The sequence below is a fragment of the Hymenobacter tenuis genome (assembly GCF_054780495.1).
This window is the reverse complement of the sequence record NZ_BAAGWF010000001.1, coordinates 1,608,463-1,624,322: the sequence shown is the minus strand read 5'-3', so window position 1 is coordinate 1,624,322 and position 15,860 is coordinate 1,608,463. Positions and strand designations below refer to the sequence as shown.

Here is a 15,860-nt window from a genome sequence, read left to right as displayed (position 1 = left end):
CTTACCCATATTCTATGCGCATTTCTACTTTCCTGATTACCGTCGGCTTGCTGACTGGCGTAGCCACTTCGGCTTCGGCCCAAACCTTCACGGACCCCAGCGCCTACAACAACTTTATCGTGAGTGAGCAGCGGGCCATGCTCAAGAAAAACCTGCGCTACATCAGCAAATCGGCTCACTCGGATAACGCGAAGAAGATTGATGCCAAGCGCCAGGACCTAATTAAGCAGACAGAAGCCTCGCTGCAGAAAGTCGCCAAGCTGCCTGCTTTCCAGGATGACAAAGGCTTCAAAGAGCAGACCACGGAGGCGCTGTATCAGTTGCTGAAGGTGTACTCCGAGGATTACAAAGCGGTGGACCTGCTGGCGGCCACTCGCACGGCTACGGTCGAGAACATGGAGCAGTACTTTAAGCTCCAGGAAATGGCCGAAGCCAAGATGCAGGTCGTGAATGACTCTGTGGATGCAGCGCAAAAGCGGTTTGCTCAGCGCCACAAGATGACCATTTCAGAAGACCCGGAGGGCAAACGCCTGGCCGTTTATATGCGGCAGGTATCGGAGGTGAATACGTACCAGCACAAGGTTTATTTGGCGCAGTTCCGCATCGAGAAAGCCAACGCCCGCCTCACCGATGCCCTCAACGCACAAGATGCGGCAGCCTTTGAGGTAGCGCGTCTGCAACTGGTGCAGGATGCCCAAACCGCCACGACGGAGCTGACAGCTATAAAACCCTTTCGAGGTAAAGATGCCCAGTACCGCGACGCGGCCCGCAATCTGGTGAAGTTCTACGCCGCCTTTTCCGCCAACCAAGCGGCCCAGATGAAGGACCTGATGGAGCGCAAGGACCGCCTCACTAAAGTTGAAGCCGACAAATTCAACGGGTTTATCACCATGTACAACTCACAAAACCAGAAGTTAGTAGTGGCTTATAACCAAGCCGGCAATAACTTCCAGTCTACATACATTCCGGTATTTAACGACTAACCTCTATATTTCTACATCCAACGGATCCTTACCGGAATATCTATGAAAAAGCTGACTCGATACTTGTTGCCGTTTTTGGCTGCTACTGTTCTGCTGAAATTCTTGGCTTACACACCAACTGTTCTGGAGGCCCTGACGGGTCCAACCTCCCTCTTCAAGGGGCATTTTACGGCCTATAACCTGGGGCACACCCTGGGCATGTTGATGCGTTGGGTAGCCTTTATAGGACTGGCCAAGCTTATGTGGGTCTACCATCGGCAGTGGACGCAGCCACATGGAACCCGCCTTGGGTAGCTAAAGTTTGTGCTAGCCTACTAGCAGGCGGGCGCTGCCTTCCAGCCTACTGGCAATCTGGGTGTTACTACCTAACTAAAACCGGTTTGCCGCTTGCCAGCACCTAGTACGGGCCTGCCTATATGGGGCCGTACTAGGTGCCGGCAAGCGGCAAAGCCGGAGAGCAGGCCGGTTCGGGCGTAGCAAGTTCGTGCCGTACCCTGAGCTAGTGTATTGCCCTAGCCTGCCTGAAGCCGCAAACAGCAAACAGAAATACCAGGCACAGCAACAGGCCGGATGTTTACCTTTTGGTAGATATCCGGCCTGTTGCTGTGCCTGGGTGCTTTGGAAGGCTACGGCGTTGCGTATACATCTGCCGAACTAGAATGCTGGGAGAGGCTGCGTGCCGGAATATGATATTGATCAGTTACTTTACCTGACCTTGCCCATGGGCAGTAGCCGGTGGGATGCAGTTCTTTGTTGTGGTTTTACCGTCGCTCTTGCTCTCATGGTCCCTTCATTACTCATTCTCACCGACTTTTTTCAGGCTGCTAACCGGGCCCTCGACTACGCCACCAACCTGGCCACTCCGCTTGGCGCCCGGCTGGTGCTGCTGCATGTGCGCCGCGACTCGCTGCTGGATGCGGAAATGTTTACGGGGCTGCTTTCCCGCCTGAGCAAACAGGCCGTTGACATGGCGCTGAGCAGCATCAGCCGCGACGTATCGGTGCCGGTGGTAGCAGAAGTGGGGCACGGGCGCGTGGCGTTTGCCGTAGCCGATGCCGTAAGCCGGCATACGCCAACCCTAGTTGTGCTAGGCCGGCCCGACACGGAGGGCACTCCAGATGAGCTCATATCGACAACCTCGTTGGATATTTTGCGGGTGGCGCCGTACCCCATGCTGGTGGTGCCGCACATGGTGCACAACCCCGCGCTGCCGCGCCGCATTCTGATGGCCGTAGATGGGGATGAATTTACGCTGGGGCAGCATGCGGGAGCCATCCGGCAGCTGCTCACGGCTTTGCATGCCCAGGTAACGGTGCTGCGCGTAACGCCAGGACCGGCTACCCAGCAGCAGGCAGATCAGGCGCTGGACTCCGTGGTGCAAACCGGCCTGGGTATTGATCTGGAGCCAATTCGGGTGCGCACCCTGGAGGCTGTGGACCCCACCACGGGTATTTTGCAGGAAGCCCGGGCCGAGGCGTTTGACTTAGTAGTAATGATAGCCAGGCGTCGCAGTTTCCTAGGGCAATTGTTTCATCGTAGTGTTACGGCAAAAGTGCTGTTGCACAGCGAAATACCCATTATGGTGTTGCCGGCTCAGGAGTAAAGGAGACCTAGTAACACAGTACCCGCCAGGGTGCTGCACCTTGTCAGGGAAAACGTTTGAGTAGTTGGGTGCCTTGCATGTACCAGTGAACCTAGTGGCCAGCTGATGCGGGCCGACGGCAACGGTTGTGGTTGCTTCTGCCAGCATGCTCCGTGGGGGTGTGCCGAAGGGGTAAGCATTGAGTTTTAGCAAGATAAACGGGTAGATGACTTTTATCATTGGGCCTGCTGACGATGCTCATACCTGCCGCTGCCACTGAGGAGTAATTTTACAGCTACTTGCTTATCCTGCTGTCATGCCTGCCATCCAGTCTTCCCTTCCTACCTCGCTGTCGCCGGAAACCGCTGTGTTGCTGGTGCTGCTGCCTCCCGCGGTCCGGGCGGAAGGCCATTCGCCGGCTGGTATTGCCTTATTGCTGGCATCGCTGCAACAACGGCTGGGTACGGCTGTGCGGGTGCTACGAATTGATGAAGCCAGCCATCCAACCGTAGTTCAAAGCTTTCAGGCCGTGGAGCTGCCTAGTTTTGTACTGGTGCAGCGCGGGGTGGAGCTCTGGCGCCAGCGCGGCCTGCCCGAAGGCGACGTAGTAGCTGAGCTATTACTTAGTAAGTTGGTAGCGCCCGCGTAACCAGAAAAGGCAGGGTAGCCTCAGTGCCTGAACCGGCGAAATGCTAGAGAAGCCTCGCTGCAGAAAGTCGCCAAGCTGCCTGCTTTCCAGGATGACAAAGGCTTCAAGGAGCAGACCACGGAGGCGCTGTATCAGTTGCTGAAGGTGTACTCCGAGGATTACAAAGCCGTGGACCTGCTGGCGGCCACCCGCACGGCTACGGTCGAGAACATGGAGCAGTACTTTAAGCTCCAGGAAATGGCCGAAGCCTGACTTTTAGGCCCCGTGCATCCCGCTATTACTACTCAATAATGCAATCGAACTGCTTGAGCAGGCGCACATGTAATCAGACCAGCAATCCACACGCGGCTTAGGCATCGTGCAGCCAGTTGTTTCATATCTGGGCGACACCTTACCTTGTGGGCAAAATCTTGTTATGATTGAAGTCGACCTGATTAAAAAGCACGGTAAAAAAGCCATGGGGATGGAGGAGCACGGCCACTCAACGCAAACGTGGCGGCAGCGCTTACCCGATATTTTGCTGGAAATCGGCATCATCGTATTTGCCATTACACTCTCCATCCAGCTTCACAGCTGGCACGAGCATTCGTTGGAGCGCGAAAAGGAGCGCAAGTTTCTGCTAGGCCTGCGGCAGGATTTGCGGCAGGATTTGAAAGAGATGAGCGAAGACTCGACATCGTATGTGACCCAGATGCGGGGCATGCGTTATTACCTGGCTTTCGCGGCCGGCAAGCAACAGGCCGATAGCGTAGGCTACTATAACTGGACGCTTCGCAATACTACCGTGCTGATTCCCAATAACTCACGCTTTGAAGGGTTGAAATCGGTTGGCGGAATAGATATAGTAGAAAATGAAGAGCTGCAGGCTGGTATTCTGGACCATTATCAGGAGCTGATTCCTGGTTTGTTACTGGAATCTGGCAGCTACGCCTCCTATAAGGAGCAACATGTAGGGGCCTACCTCGATGAGCATTTAGCACCGGATCAGCACAATCTGGTGGCCGTGCTCAGTACGGTGCCTATGCAGAACTACCTGTTGCGCGGTAATTATATCCCATTCATCATTAAGAAGTACCACGGCGTAATGCAGCATAGCCGGGGGCTCATCCGGCAGATTGACGAGCGTTTAGGGCAGCACTAACATGCGGCCAGCGCTGTTATAAAGCCTTTTTACCATTCGGATATTCGATGTCTGGTAGCGGCGGCCGGATAGTGTTTATCTTGCAGCCCCGGCGGCATACCCGCCTAATTTTTCTATGGACGAAAGCATCAAATCAAAATACCAGCCCGTCATTGGCCTTGAAGTACACGCCCAGCTGCTCACGCGCAGTAAGATGTATTCTTCCGATGAGAATGAATATGGCGCGCTTCCCAATAATAATCTGAGCGTTATCACGCTAGGCCACCCTGGCACGCTGCCGCGCGTGAACTACTCGGCGGTGGAGTTTGCCATGAAAATGGGCCTAGCTACCAACTGCCAGATCCGGCGCGACAACCTATTTGCGCGTAAAAACTACTTCTATCCCGACCTTCCCAAAGGTTACCAGATTACCCAGGACAAAACTCCTATTTGCACGGGTGGCCACGTTGATATTCGTCTGTCAGATGGCTCAACGAAGAAAATCGGCATTACCCGCATCCACATGGAAGAGGATGCGGGTAAGAGCATGCACTTGGCGGGTGAGGTAGAAACTCTGGTAGACCTGAACCGCGCCGGCGTGCCCCTGATTGAAATTGTGTCGGAGCCGGACATCCGGACGGCGGAAGAGGCCTACGCCTACCTGGCCGAAATCAAGAAGCTGGTAGAGTACCTGGGCATCTGCGACGGCAACATGGAGGAAGGCTCCTTACGCTGCGACGCCAACATTTCGGTGATGCTGAAGGGTGCTGATCAGTTCGGTACCAAGGTGGAGGTCAAGAACATGAACTCCTTCCGCAATGTGCAGCGGGCCATTGAGTACGAAATTGAGCGGCAGATTCAGATGGCCGAAGCGGGCGAGGTTATCGACAGCGAAACCCGCGGATTTGACGCTACGACCGGTACTACCAACGGGCAGCGCTCCAAGGAGACCATGAACGACTACCGGTACTTCCCGGAGCCAGATCTGCCCCCGGTTATCATCGATGATGAGTGGCTGCACCGCGTGCAGGCCGAGCTACCAGCGCTGCCCCAGCAGTTGTACGCCCGCTTTACCGGCGAGCTAGGCCTGTCCGATTATGATGCCAATGTGCTGACGGCGGAAAAGGAGGTAGCGCTGTACTTTGATGAGCTTACGCGCCTGACTGCCAACGCCAAAGCGGCCGCCAACTGGGTAACCGGCCCCGTAAAGGCCTACCTGAATGAGCGTGCCCTCACACTGGACCAGTTCCCGCTTACGCCCCAGCATCTGGCCGACATCATTAAGTTGATTGACGAAAACAAGGTAGGCCACTCGGTTGCCAGCAAGCAGCTGTTCCCGTACCTGCTCGAAAATCCCACGCAAACAGCGGCCGCTGCGGCCGAAGCGCAGGGCTTGTTGCAGCAGTCGGATGCCGAGGAACTGGAAGCCAAAATTCAGCAGGTGCTGGACGCCAACCCCGCCAAAGTAGCGGAGTACCGCGCCGGTAAAAAGTCCCTGACTGGCATGTTCATGGGAGAACTCATGAAGCTGACCGGCGGCAAAGCCGACCCCAAACTGGCCAACCAACTCCTGCGCCAGAAGCTGGACGCGTAACGGTTACTACCCTGTCGCTAATACAAAACCCATCAGCTTTACAGCTGATGGGTTTTGTATTATATGATATTGTATACAAGCGAGTTATGGCGTGGTATTGCTAGGCGCACTTTACTAGTGAAGCTATGTAGTATGCTAGCCGGTTTGAGGCATAAGTGAACCTAGCGTTGCACTACGCCGAACCGCCCGCCCGGTGCGTCGAGGATAATGGTGTGGTTACGGAAGACTTCGTTACCGAGCATGCCGCCCATACCGGAGAAGCGCATCAGGGTAGATTCCATCAGGCTGGTGCCTTCGATGTAGGTGACCGTGCCCAGGGGCAAAGCCGTAGCGCCGAACTGCAAGGCTACAGTAGTAGGCACGGTGTAGGACGTGAGTTTTTTGCCGAGGTTGTTCACGCTGGCAATCCGCACCTTGGCTGCCGGTTGGGCCAGTTCCTTCCAGTTGGTTTCACTGGTAAGCAGGGAAAAGGCGCTGCTACCGGAGTCGAATAATAGCGGCTTAGTTTGGTTTTGAACCCCGGCCTCCAGCATTACGCGGCGGCTCTCAAACTTGAGCGGCACAAAAACAGCTTGGTTACGCAGGCTGTCCGCGAGGCTCGCGGCAATGCGAAACTGCTGGCGGGCGTAGTCGAGTACCAGCACATGGCCATCCAGCACGTCGGCACCCAGCGTTCCAATGATAAAAGGAGTGGTGCTATCAGCGGGAACCTGGCTCGTGCCATAGTTCAATACCCGCATCCAGCGGGCTTGTACCTGCCCATTGCCTAGCCCAAACTGGAAGTTGCGCAGCGTATCGGCTTGCGGCAGGAGCGTGGTGCCCGTAGCAGGGAAGCTGGTGCGAAGAGCAGCCAGTGACTTGGCGTAGAGCAGAGAGGAAGGAGCACCCGTGTCAAACTGCAGGTAGCACGTACGGGAGCAGCCGGGCACGGCAACTGGTACCAGCAACGCCGCGTGAGGCATAACGGGCCGGGCGCTGCTGTCGGCTAGCCATACAAAGGAACTAGTGATTGGCTGGCCCGATAAAACGAGTTGGTTGGGGGCGGGCTCGAAGCGCTTTTTAATGTACGCGTAGCCGAATACGCCGCTTACGAGGAGCAGGCCCAGTACGGTTAGGATAACTTTGGATGCGGTTTTCATATAGCAGGGAGGTAGAGTGATATGACGATGCTAAACTACCGGCCTTTCTCCTTCCAGCCCTGCGTCATTTTGCCGCCATTTTGCCGCCGTTGTATTTAACTATTTGCCATTCAGTATTTTATGCTTAGGCCATCTAGAGTCGGATAGGATATAGGTTAAGGTTTCCTTGCTTCAGCTGCCGGGCATTATAGAGCACCACAAGCAGATTAAGGGTATACGTGAAGAGAAAAACCAGCAGAAACAGGCCGCGCAACGACACTTGAAAATAGCGAAACACTACCACCTGAACTCCGGCCGCCAGCAGGTACAGAAAGAAGCACGCTACCTGCCATAGCACCTGAAACCCCAGCACGCGGCGCCCCACTTCGGCTACGAGTTCTGTATCGTGGCGGCGCTTACGCCACAGCAGAAACGGCACCACCAAATTAAGCAGCGGGAAAACCAGAAAGCTGAGCGCGCTCAGGTTAAGCAGCTCCAGATACGAGCGGTCGGGGCGAAGAGCTGGCGCAGCAGCGGCTGGAAGCGCAACAGGTATGGGCTTGGGCTCGGGTTCGGGTAGCAAGGCCTCGATGGGGACTCCCAAGGCTGCCGCCAGCGCCTGCACCGTGTGGCCCCGCGGTACGGTTTCGCCTTGCTCTACCCGCTGAATAGTGCGCAAACTTACGCCCGACTCTTCGGCCAGCACCTCCTGCGACATTCCTTTGTTTTTTCGCAAGGCCACAATGCGCGCGGCAGAAACCATAATAAGCTATACTAATAGGTATAAGTGAAGAAGCCGATTCCGGCAATTCAGCTGCCAAGATGCGTAAAAAGCGGCATTCCTGCTGGTGTAGCTGACCTTTGCTAGGGTGGCTGCGGCCTGAAACCTTCTTACATGTGATAGGTGGAGTACCCGTTCAGCTAGTCGCCTGTTCATCGGTTTGGGCTGGCACGAGGGGTAGTAAAAGATTTACCGGAACCAAAGCGCCACCTCACCTGTAACAATACGTCGCTGCCTCGTCCGCAATTCCGGTTGAAATTGACAACTTGCGGTCTGTTTCCTCGTCCTTTGCCAACATATGCCGGCCCTTCGCCGGCTTGCTTCCTGAATGATGCACAAAATGAAGAGCCTTCTCTACATGGGCGCCCTGCTAGGTATGGCCAACGCCTGCAACAAGAATACAACCCCCACTACCAGCGCTGCCTCGGGCGCCGATGCGGCTTCCTACCAAGTGAACGGCCAACTGCAGAATGCTACGGCTGGCACCAAAGTATATTTAGCTGAGTTGGGTGAAACGCAGTTTGTCTCGCGCGACACGGCTACGGTAGATGAGAAAGGCCAATTCCGGTTTTCGGGCACCTTGCCCGAGGCGGGTATCTATCAGGTAAAGCTCAACGACCAGAACCAGGTGCTGCTGGCCCTGGAAAACGGCACTAAAGTAGAACTGTCCGGCGACGCCCAGAAGCTGGGCCAGAGCTACACTGTGAAAGGATCCTCTGATTCCGAAATGCTGCAAAAGCTCAGCCTCAACCTGCAAGCCTCGCGCGAGCAGATGCAGCGCCTGGAGCAGCGCTTTAACCAAGCCGCCCAGCAAAACCGCACCGACTCAATAGCCATCCTGCAAGCCAAGGCTATGTCCATGCAGAAGGCCGGCTCTGCCTCCATTGCCCGCCTAGTGCGCCAAAACCCAGGCTCGGTGGTATCGGCGTTCGTGATGAGCAGCGTGGTAAACCCCGATGACCATTTCGCGCTGGCCGATTCCGTAGCCAACGCCGTTAAGAAAACTCGTCCCGAGTCGCGCTACACCAAGAATTTGGTAGCCCGCCTCGAGCCACTTCGGACCACGGCCATTGGCGTACAAGCCCCTGAAATTAGCCTGGCCAGCCCCGATGGCAAAGCTGTGGCCCTGAGCAGCCTGCGGGGCAAGTACGTGCTCATCGACTTCTGGGCCTCATGGTGCGGCCCGTGCCGCCAGGAGAACCCCAATGTGGTGAAGGCCTACAACAAGTTTAAAGGTAAAGGCTTTGAAATCTACAGCGTATCGTTTGACCAGGACCGGGGCAAATGGCTGAAAGCCATCCAGAACGACGGCCTGAGCTGGACGCACGTTTCTGATCTGAAAGGTTGGGAAAGCGCCGCTGGCCAGACCTACGGCATCAAGTCCATTCCGCAATCCTATTTGCTTGATCCGCAAGGTCGCATTATCGCCAAAAACCTGCGCGGCGAAGAGCTGCAAAGCACCCTGGCTTCCGTGCTGAAGTAAGCTGCTTGGTTTTAGTAACATAAAGGCCCGCCATCAAGAGATGGAGGGCCTTTTTACTTAGTACCGGCTGCGAGCCTGGTGCGGTGTGGCAACCAGGCGCTAGGCTGGCTTAACTCATGAACATGCGCTGTACGGCTTGCCACAGCTGCTTTTTGCGGCCGGCATCGTATTCCAGCATACTGATTTCGCTAGCCCCCAGAAAAGCCGTATCCCCATACAATAGCACCGGCTCATAGGGCTGGGTGGTGTACACGGCTACATCGAGCAGGTTTTTGCCAAAGGCCAGAAACTGACGGGCCGCCAGGTGCTGGCGTAGGCTACACAACGCTGCGGGGAAGGTGGCATGCTCCACATTTACCAGCACCACGTCTTCCACAATCAGGCGCAGCGCTTTTAGCAGGTTGTTCAAGAATACATTGCGCGGCAGCTTGCGGAACTGCTCGGCCGGCAAACGTACCAGAATAATAAGGCCGTTGGCGTTGCTGCCCAGCGTGGAGAACGGAATGTGCGCCACCGGCGACTGCGTGGGCGTAGGCTGCACCCGGCCTGCCGGAGCCTGTGCGGCAGCAGGCAATGCGGCCAGCGTGAGGGTAGTAGGCAGCCGTGCCGCCTCCGGCGTCACGACCGGAGGCGTAGGAGCAGGAGGCGGCGTAGGCACAGATGCAGCAGGTACCACGACCGGCGCCGGAAGAGGCGCGGCGGCCACGGGCGGCACGGCGGGCGCACTAGGCCTGCGTTCCGGCGGAAGTGGTGCGCCCACCGCGGCACTAGCTACCGGAGCCGCGGCAACCGGCGTGGGGTTTGCGGCAGGAGCAGGGGTAGTAGCCACAAAGGGTTGCGGTACAGCAGCTGCGCCAATTGGCGCGGCTGCTACGGCCGGCACGGGCACCGGAGCTGCACTCGGTTCCGCTACCACATATAACGACGTGTCGGTATAGAAATTCTGGAAGAAGGCGAGGTTGGCGGCAGTATCCATAGTGCGTTGCGAAGGAGCAGAAAATCAGTTGCTGAAAATACAACAATCCGCTGCTTTCTCTACCGGTTTTGCTTATTCCAGTTCAAAGAGGGCCTTTAGCTCAGTGGCCTCGTGTGGGTGCATGCGGCCGCCCAGCACCAGGCGCAGCTGCCGCCGCCGCAGGGCGCCGTCGTAGAGGCTGATTTCTTCTTCCGTCTCTGGCACGGCTTCCGGCACATCAATCGGCCGGCCCGACTGGTCTACGGCCACAAAGGTGAAGAACGCTTCGTTGGACTTGATTTTGGTGCCGCTCGGAATGTCTTCGGCCCACACGTTGATGTGTACTTCCATGGAAGAGCTGAAGGAGCGGGTTACCTGGGCTTCCAGCGTCACTACGCTGCCCAGCTTGATTCCCTCCCGAAACGATACGTTATCAACGGAAGCCGTTACAACAATGCGGTTGGAGTGACGCTGGGCCGAAATAGCGGCTGCTACGTCCATCAGGTGCATCATTCGGCCGCCCATCAGGTTGTTCAGCGTGTTCGTGTCGTTGGGCAGGACTAGCTCAGTCATCCGGACGAACGAGTCTTTAACGGGCTTTTGTTTGCGCAGCATGTGCTAGGTATAGTCAGAGAGTAGAGCCGCAAAGGTAGGGCAGTCGCCCGGGATTGAGCGAAAGCGAGGCTACGCTACCGGCAACCTTTTGCAGTTATTTTCCCCAGCCGGCCTGGCCCAGTAGCGGCACAAACCGGAATTCCTCGAGCACTTGGCGCGAGAATTCCTCCTCACTTTCGCGCACTACCCGCATCATGCGCTGGGAGTGCTCGTCGCCCACCGGAATTACTAGGGCTCCGCCAATCCGCAACTGGCGCAAAAGCGGGCGGGGCAGGGTCGGCGAGCCGGCCGTTACCAGAATCTTATCAAAAGGCGCATGTGCAGGCAGGCCCAACGAGCCATCGCCGCAAAACAGGTGCGCTGGCCGGTGCATGGCCGCTAGCCGGCGGGCGGTTCGCTCAAACAACACCGGATTATACTCAATGCTGAATACGTTCGGGGTAAGTTCCAGCAGCACACAGCATTGGTAGCCCGAGCCCGTTCCAATTTCTAATACCCGCTCGCCGGGTTGTACCTGCAGCAGTTCCGTCTGATAGGCTACCGTGTAGGGCTGTGAAATCGTCTGGCCTTCGCCAATCGGGAAGGCTTTGTCCTGGTAGGCGTGGGGCTGAAAGGCGGTTTCAAAAAACAAGTGGCGCGGCACCGTACCAATAGCTGCCAGTACCCGTTCGTCGCGGATGCCTTTGCGCTGCAGTTCCTCCACCAGGGTGCGGCGCATTCCTCTGTGGCGGTACGTGTCAGCGTGCATGGTTCAGGTAAGTTAGGGCGTTGCTAGGGGGAGCAAGCTGAAAATGAGGGAAACCGGCAGCTTCACAGATTGCGGGTAATTTCTACCTTTGCGCCACTACCCCCTATCAGCTCCGCGGGCTACCAAAGCCCCGATGAATTGCAAAATTACGGCTTCCGGGCCACAAAAGTATTCCCGGCGCCGGCTTTACTGGTTTGTTTTAACTCCCTTGATTCGTACTCTCCAAAAACTGAAGCTGATAGCCGCCGACTTCGGTGCAGCCTTGTTCGCGTGGGTATGTTTTTTTCTGCTGCGCAAGTACCTACTGAGCGAAATAAACCCGGACTACCGCTTTTCGGCTGATGCCGTGTTTCTCTCGGGCTCCGCCCTGATGATTGCTGTGTTCTGGACGGGGCTGTATGCCCTGATTGGGGAGTACACCGACATCTTCCGTAAATCCCGGTTGGGCGAGATTATTCGCCTGGGGCGCGTGTCGTTGCTGGGCGCCATCATCATCTTCTTTGTGCTGCTGCTCGATGACCAGGGCGTGCAGAACTACCACAGCTACTACAAAACTATCACGGCATATTTCTTTCTGCATTTCAGCATTGCGGCAATTGTCCGGGTGTGGGCCGTGAGCAGTATCCAGCGTTTGGTGCGGGGTGGCATTATCACGTTCAACACGCTGTTGGTGGGCTCCGGGTCCTTGGCCCGCACCACTTGCCTGGAGCTACGCAGTACCGGAAAGCACCTCGGCCTGCGGTTGATTGGGTTTTCACCCCTAGGCGATGCGGTGGATGAGCAGCTGGCGGCCGAGCTGCCCACCTGCAGCACGTATCAATACTTGCCTGGCCTAATTCAGGAGCTGCAGGTAGAGCAGGTTATCATTGCCATTGAGCCCTCGGAGCATCGTATTACGGAAGAAATTCTGACGTTACTGGAAGGCACGCCCGCACGGGTCAGCATCCTGCCCGACCTCTACCAGCTGTTGCTGGGCTCCGTGAAGGTCAGCCATGTATTCGGCACGCCTCTGATTGAAATCAAGCAGGATTTGCTGCCGCCCTGGCAACGGGCCGTGAAGCGTGGGCTGGATGTGAGTGTTTCCGTGCTGTTCCTGCTGCTGGCCTGGCCGGTGTATGCCTTTGTGGCCGTTATGGTCCGGCTTTCGTCGCCGGGGCCGGTGTTTTATTCTCAAGAGCGAATCGGCCGCTTCGGCAAGCCATTTTTCATCTATAAATTCCGCTCCATGTATCAGGATGCGGAAAAAGCCGGGCCAGCGTTGTCTTCTGACTTCGACCCCCGCATTACACCCTGGGGGCGGTTTATGCGCCGGGTAAGGCTAGATGAGCTGCCCCAGTTCTGGAACGTGATTAAGGGGGATATGAGCATTGTGGGCCCCCGACCCGAGCGGCAGTATTTCATCAACCAGATTATGCAGGTAGCGCCGCATTACCGCCATCTGCACCGCGTCCGCCCTGGCCTCACAAGCCTGGGCCAGGTGAAATACGGCTACGCCGAAACTGTTCCGCAAATGGTGGATCGGCTGAAGTACGACATCCTCTACATCGAGAACATGAGCCTGGCCATGGACTTCCGGGTGGTGCTGTATACGCTCAAAATCATTATCGAAGGGCGAGGAAAATAGCGGCTTTTACATTGAAATGGGGGCAATAGCAACTGCTGTTGACCGCCGCTCAAATCAATTTCTTCGTCCTGCCTGTTTGCTTGTTCTGTACTCAGCATATCTTTCACATTCAGTTGATTTAGTACGTGTTTACTGGCATCATAGAAACCCTGGGCACCATCCGGGACGTGCAGCGCGAAGGCACCAACATTCATTTTACGGTAGCTTCCAGCTTTGCCTCAGAGCTCAAGATTGACCAAAGCGTGGCCCACGATGGCGTGTGCCTGACCGTAGTAGGCGTAGACGGTATGGCCGGTACGCACGTGGTAACGGCCATCGACGAGACCCTGCAGAAAACCAACCTCAGCCAATGGGCGCCCGGCAAGCGCGTAAATCTGGAGCGGTGCCTGGCCGCCAACGGCCGCTTTGATGGCCACATTGTGCAGGGCCACGTAGACCTGACGGCCGAGTGCGAAGCAGTAGAGGACCAGAACGGCTCCTGGCTGTACCGGTTCCGGCATGAGCCCGGCCCCGGGCGCGTAACCGTAGAAAAGGGCTCTATCTGCATCAACGGCACCAGTCTCACCTGCTTTAATAGCACCGACGACGGCTTTAGCGTGGCTATCATCCCGTATACCTATGAACACACCACGTTTCAGGACCTGCAGCCCGGTCACCGCGTGAATCTGGAGTTTGATATCGTGGGTAAGTACGTGGCAAAATTGCTGGGTAAATAGGCAAACCAGCAGGATTGGGTTGCGTATGATTTTTATCCACCTTCCAACCCAACGCCATGTCGAAACGCGAATTAGTTGAGCCTACTCCGGGTGATAAGCGCTACGTGCGCCGCAATGAAAAAGGCGAGTTCACGAGCTCTGTGGACCTGAACCGCTCTCTTTCCCAAGATGACCGCCATAACTCCAAAGTAACCAGCAAGCCTGGCCAAGGCGACCAAGGCGACGGCCACACTGGTAAGCGCAAACCTGCCAAGTAATACTAGCTTATCAACAAGCCAAAAGCCCCTGGCACCATGTGGTGCCAGGGGCTTTTGGCTTGGTTATCAGATTACTGTCGATTCTTTGGCCATGGGTTGAGGCCACCAACGTGCTGCCAGCCGGTGGTAAGCGGTGGCGCAGGCCCAGGCCACCAACGACCCTAGTAATGCGCCGGCCAGCACATCAGATGGGTAGTGCGCGGCCAGATACATACGGCTATAGCTCACCAGCGCCGCCCATACCAGCAGCAGCACCTTGGCCACGCGGTAGCGGCTAGGGAGCACTAGGTACAGAAACACGGCCAGCGAAAAGGCATTGGCCGCATGCGACGACAGAAACCCGAACTGCCCGCCGCAACCATTTACTAGGTTCAAAGTAGTGGAAAGGTCGGAGTCGTGGCAGGGACGCAGGCGGGCGAAGTAGGGCTTAAACAAGCGGCTGGATATGCCATCGGACAGGGCTACACTCAGTCCAATCATCGGGAGCAGGAGCAAGGCCCGGCGGCCATACAGGTAGCAGAGCGCCACTATAATAACAAAGTAGGCCGGAAACCACACAAAGCGTTCCGACAGGAATACCATCCAGGCATCGAGGCGAGGAGCGTGGTAGGAGTTGGCAGCTACCAGAAGCCAACGGTCAAGGTGTTGAAGTCGCTCGATCAAGCAGCAGTGGGCGGGTCGGTTAGCCAGTTCACGCCTTTGCGCAGCCACTGTTGGGTAGTTGCTTCGGGCGAGCCGGGCTCGGGTTGCAGATTATAGTGCCAGGCGGCCAGGGGCGGCAGGCTCATTAGAATGCTTTCGGTGCGACCGCCAGTTTCCAGGCCAAAGCGCGTGCCACGGTCGATAGCCAAGTTGAACTCGGCGTAACGGCCGCGGCGCACCAGCTGCCACTGCTTTTCACGCTCCGTAAAGGGTAGCGCGGCAGTTCGGCGCAGCAGCTCCGTGTAGGTGCGCCCATACACTTCACCTACTTCCCGCACGAAGGCAAACAGCGCGTCCTGGTCGCCATCCTTGCCCACCGTGAGGCGGTCAAAGAAAATGCCGCCCACGCCGCGGGTTTCCTGGCGGTGCGTAACGAAAAAGTACTCATCGGCCCACTCCTTAAAACGCTGGTAGTAGGTTGGGTTGTGGCGGGCGCATACTTCGGCAATCTGCGCATGAAACCAGCGGGCCTGCTCCAGATCCACGTAAATCGGGGTCAGATCCAGGCCGCCGCCAAACCAAGCGTCGCCGTTGCCGGCCTCAAAGTAGCGCACGTTCATGTGCGAGATGGGCGCCCTAGGGCTGCGTGGGTGCTGAACCACCGATACGCCGGTGGCAAAGTAATTCGGGTCGGGCATGAGTAGCACGCGGGCAGCGTGCTCGCTCATGGTGCCCTCTACAGCTGAAAAGTTGACGCCGCCTTTCTCAATGATGCTCCCTTCCAGCAGCACGCGCGAGCGCCCACCGCCGCCACTGTGGTGTTGCCAGGCATCTTCCTGGAAAGTGCCTGAGCCATCGGCGTGTTCAAGCTGCTGGCAGAGCCAGTCCTGAAACTGACGCATCCAGTGCTCCACCGAGTCGCGGAAGCGGGGGAAGCTAGTGGGCGTAGGAAAGGGAGAAAGAGCAGGTGACAGCATGGAAATCAGAACAGCC

Annotated in this window: 17 protein-coding genes; 10 read left to right on the top strand and 7 right to left on the bottom strand. The window is 56.8% G+C overall.

The genetic code is table 11. The annotated features are described in order from the left end of the window. Nucleotides 1-14: 14 nt before the first annotated feature. The 6 genes from ACYVGU_RS07010 to gatB all read left to right on the top strand — a co-directional run bounded on the left by ACYVGU_RS07010 (nucleotide 15) and on the right by gatB (nucleotide 5,928). A complete protein-coding gene (locus ACYVGU_RS07010) occupies nucleotides 15-983 on the top strand; it encodes an LIC11966 family surface protein (RefSeq protein ID WP_460621442.1) in 969 nt (322 codons plus the stop codon). A gap of 42 nt (nucleotides 984-1,025) precedes the next feature. Further along, nucleotides 1,026-1,277: a hypothetical protein gene (locus ACYVGU_RS07005; RefSeq protein ID WP_460611759.1), complete on the top strand. Its 252-nt coding sequence runs from the start codon at nucleotides 1,026-1,028 to the stop codon at nucleotides 1,275-1,277. Between the two features lie 487 nt (nucleotides 1,278-1,764). Next, entirely contained in the window at nucleotides 1,765-2,586 is an 822-nt protein-coding gene (locus tag ACYVGU_RS07000) for a universal stress protein (protein ID WP_460621441.1), read from the top strand. A gap of 295 nt (nucleotides 2,587-2,881) precedes the next feature. Continuing rightward, a complete protein-coding gene (locus ACYVGU_RS06995) occupies nucleotides 2,882-3,214 on the top strand; it encodes a hypothetical protein (protein ID WP_460611761.1) in 333 nt (110 codons plus the stop codon). 415 nt (nucleotides 3,215-3,629) lie between these two features. After that, nucleotides 3,630-4,355: a hypothetical protein gene (locus ACYVGU_RS06990; RefSeq protein WP_460611762.1), complete on the top strand. Its 726-nt coding sequence runs from the start codon at nucleotides 3,630-3,632 to the stop codon at nucleotides 4,353-4,355. 115 nt (nucleotides 4,356-4,470) lie between these two features. Further along, nucleotides 4,471-5,928, top strand: a complete 1,458-nt coding sequence (gatB, locus tag ACYVGU_RS06985) for an Asp-tRNA(Asn)/Glu-tRNA(Gln) amidotransferase subunit GatB (RefSeq protein WP_460621440.1) — start codon at nucleotides 4,471-4,473, stop codon at nucleotides 5,926-5,928. 161 nt (nucleotides 5,929-6,089) lie between these two features. Here gatB and ACYVGU_RS06980 read toward each other — a convergent pair whose 3' ends face one another. Both ACYVGU_RS06980 and ACYVGU_RS06975 read right to left on the bottom strand, forming a co-directional pair. Further along, nucleotides 6,090-7,067: a hypothetical protein gene (locus tag ACYVGU_RS06980; protein WP_460621439.1), complete on the bottom strand. Its 978-nt coding sequence runs from the start codon at nucleotides 7,065-7,067 to the stop codon at nucleotides 6,090-6,092. A 133-nt stretch (nucleotides 7,068-7,200) separates the two neighbouring features. Next, on the bottom strand, nucleotides 7,201-7,809 hold the full coding sequence (locus ACYVGU_RS06975; RefSeq protein ID WP_460621438.1) for a helix-turn-helix domain-containing protein: 609 nt from the start codon (nucleotides 7,807-7,809) through the stop codon (nucleotides 7,201-7,203). A gap of 358 nt (nucleotides 7,810-8,167) precedes the next feature. On the opposite strand from ACYVGU_RS06975, the gene ACYVGU_RS06970 reads away from it, so the two are divergent. Beyond that, nucleotides 8,168-9,310 (top strand): redoxin domain-containing protein, encoded by a 1,143-nt coding sequence (locus ACYVGU_RS06970; RefSeq protein ID WP_460621437.1) that lies wholly within the window; start codon nucleotides 8,168-8,170, stop codon nucleotides 9,308-9,310. A gap of 109 nt (nucleotides 9,311-9,419) precedes the next feature. Here ACYVGU_RS06970 and ACYVGU_RS06965 read toward each other — a convergent pair whose 3' ends face one another. The 3 genes from ACYVGU_RS06965 to ACYVGU_RS06955 form a co-directional block, all read right to left on the bottom strand. Then, entirely contained in the window at nucleotides 9,420-10,286 is an 867-nt protein-coding gene (locus ACYVGU_RS06965) for a hypothetical protein (protein ID WP_460621436.1), read from the bottom strand. Nucleotides 10,287-10,358: 72 nt separating this feature from the next. After that, complete coding sequence (locus tag ACYVGU_RS06960; protein ID WP_460611768.1) at nucleotides 10,359-10,880, bottom strand: acyl-CoA thioesterase; 522 nt, start codon at nucleotides 10,878-10,880, stop codon at nucleotides 10,359-10,361. Nucleotides 10,881-10,974: 94 nt separating this feature from the next. Further along, a complete protein-coding gene (locus tag ACYVGU_RS06955) occupies nucleotides 10,975-11,628 on the bottom strand; it encodes a protein-L-isoaspartate(D-aspartate) O-methyltransferase (RefSeq protein ID WP_460621435.1) in 654 nt (217 codons plus the stop codon). A gap of 208 nt (nucleotides 11,629-11,836) precedes the next feature. Between ACYVGU_RS06955 and ACYVGU_RS06950 the strand changes: the two genes are divergently transcribed. The 3 genes from ACYVGU_RS06950 to ACYVGU_RS06940 all read left to right on the top strand — a co-directional run bounded on the left by ACYVGU_RS06950 (nucleotide 11,837) and on the right by ACYVGU_RS06940 (nucleotide 14,225). Then, nucleotides 11,837-13,252, top strand: coding sequence for a sugar transferase (locus ACYVGU_RS06950; protein WP_460611770.1), 1,416 nt, complete (start codon nucleotides 11,837-11,839; stop codon nucleotides 13,250-13,252). Between the two features lie 125 nt (nucleotides 13,253-13,377). Beyond that, nucleotides 13,378-13,968: a riboflavin synthase gene (locus ACYVGU_RS06945; RefSeq protein ID WP_460621434.1), complete on the top strand. Its 591-nt coding sequence runs from the start codon at nucleotides 13,378-13,380 to the stop codon at nucleotides 13,966-13,968. Nucleotides 13,969-14,024: 56 nt separating this feature from the next. Next, on the top strand, nucleotides 14,025-14,225 hold the full coding sequence (locus ACYVGU_RS06940; protein ID WP_460621433.1) for a hypothetical protein: 201 nt from the start codon (nucleotides 14,025-14,027) through the stop codon (nucleotides 14,223-14,225). 66 nt (nucleotides 14,226-14,291) lie between these two features. On the opposite strand, the gene ACYVGU_RS06935 is transcribed toward ACYVGU_RS06940, so the two are convergent. Both ACYVGU_RS06935 and hemF read right to left on the bottom strand, forming a co-directional pair. Continuing rightward, a complete protein-coding gene (locus tag ACYVGU_RS06935) occupies nucleotides 14,292-14,888 on the bottom strand; it encodes a phosphatase PAP2 family protein (RefSeq protein WP_460621432.1) in 597 nt (198 codons plus the stop codon). Continuing rightward, nucleotides 14,885-15,844, bottom strand: a complete 960-nt coding sequence (gene hemF, locus ACYVGU_RS06930) for an oxygen-dependent coproporphyrinogen oxidase (RefSeq protein ID WP_460621431.1) — start codon at nucleotides 15,842-15,844, stop codon at nucleotides 14,885-14,887. Before hemF ends, ACYVGU_RS06935 begins: the two co-directional genes overlap by 4 nt. Nucleotides 15,845-15,860: the final 16 nt, after the last annotated feature.

What these genes read in the sequence shown, in the direction of transcription:
- ACYVGU_RS07010 (WP_460621442.1), top strand. Translation starts at nt 15, where the DNA reads ATGCGCATTTCTACTTTCCTGATTACCGTCGGCTTGCTGACTGGCGTA.
- ACYVGU_RS07005 (WP_460611759.1), top strand. Translation starts at nt 1,026, where the DNA reads ATGAAAAAGCTGACTCGATACTTGTTGCCGTTTTTGGCTGCTACTGTT.
- ACYVGU_RS07000 (WP_460621441.1), top strand. Translation starts at nt 1,765, where the DNA reads ATGGTCCCTTCATTACTCATTCTCACCGACTTTTTTCAGGCTGCTAAC.
- ACYVGU_RS06995 (WP_460611761.1), top strand. Translation starts at nt 2,882, where the DNA reads ATGCCTGCCATCCAGTCTTCCCTTCCTACCTCGCTGTCGCCGGAAACC.
- ACYVGU_RS06990 (WP_460611762.1), top strand. Translation starts at nt 3,630, where the DNA reads ATGATTGAAGTCGACCTGATTAAAAAGCACGGTAAAAAAGCCATGGGG.
- gatB (WP_460621440.1), top strand. Translation starts at nt 4,471, where the DNA reads ATGGACGAAAGCATCAAATCAAAATACCAGCCCGTCATTGGCCTTGAA.
- ACYVGU_RS06980 (WP_460621439.1), bottom strand. Translation starts at nt 7,067, where the DNA reads ATGAAAACCGCATCCAAAGTTATCCTAACCGTACTGGGCCTGCTCCTC.
- ACYVGU_RS06975 (WP_460621438.1), bottom strand. Translation starts at nt 7,809, where the DNA reads ATGGTTTCTGCCGCGCGCATTGTGGCCTTGCGAAAAAACAAAGGAATG.
- ACYVGU_RS06970 (WP_460621437.1), top strand. Translation starts at nt 8,168, where the DNA reads ATGAAGAGCCTTCTCTACATGGGCGCCCTGCTAGGTATGGCCAACGCC.
- ACYVGU_RS06965 (WP_460621436.1), bottom strand. Translation starts at nt 10,286, where the DNA reads ATGGATACTGCCGCCAACCTCGCCTTCTTCCAGAATTTCTATACCGAC.
- ACYVGU_RS06960 (WP_460611768.1), bottom strand. Translation starts at nt 10,880, where the DNA reads ATGCTGCGCAAACAAAAGCCCGTTAAAGACTCGTTCGTCCGGATGACT.
- ACYVGU_RS06955 (WP_460621435.1), bottom strand. Translation starts at nt 11,628, where the DNA reads ATGCACGCTGACACGTACCGCCACAGAGGAATGCGCCGCACCCTGGTG.
- ACYVGU_RS06940 (WP_460621433.1), top strand. Translation starts at nt 14,025, where the DNA reads ATGTCGAAACGCGAATTAGTTGAGCCTACTCCGGGTGATAAGCGCTAC.
- hemF (WP_460621431.1), bottom strand. Translation starts at nt 15,844, where the DNA reads ATGCTGTCACCTGCTCTTTCTCCCTTTCCTACGCCCACTAGCTTCCCC.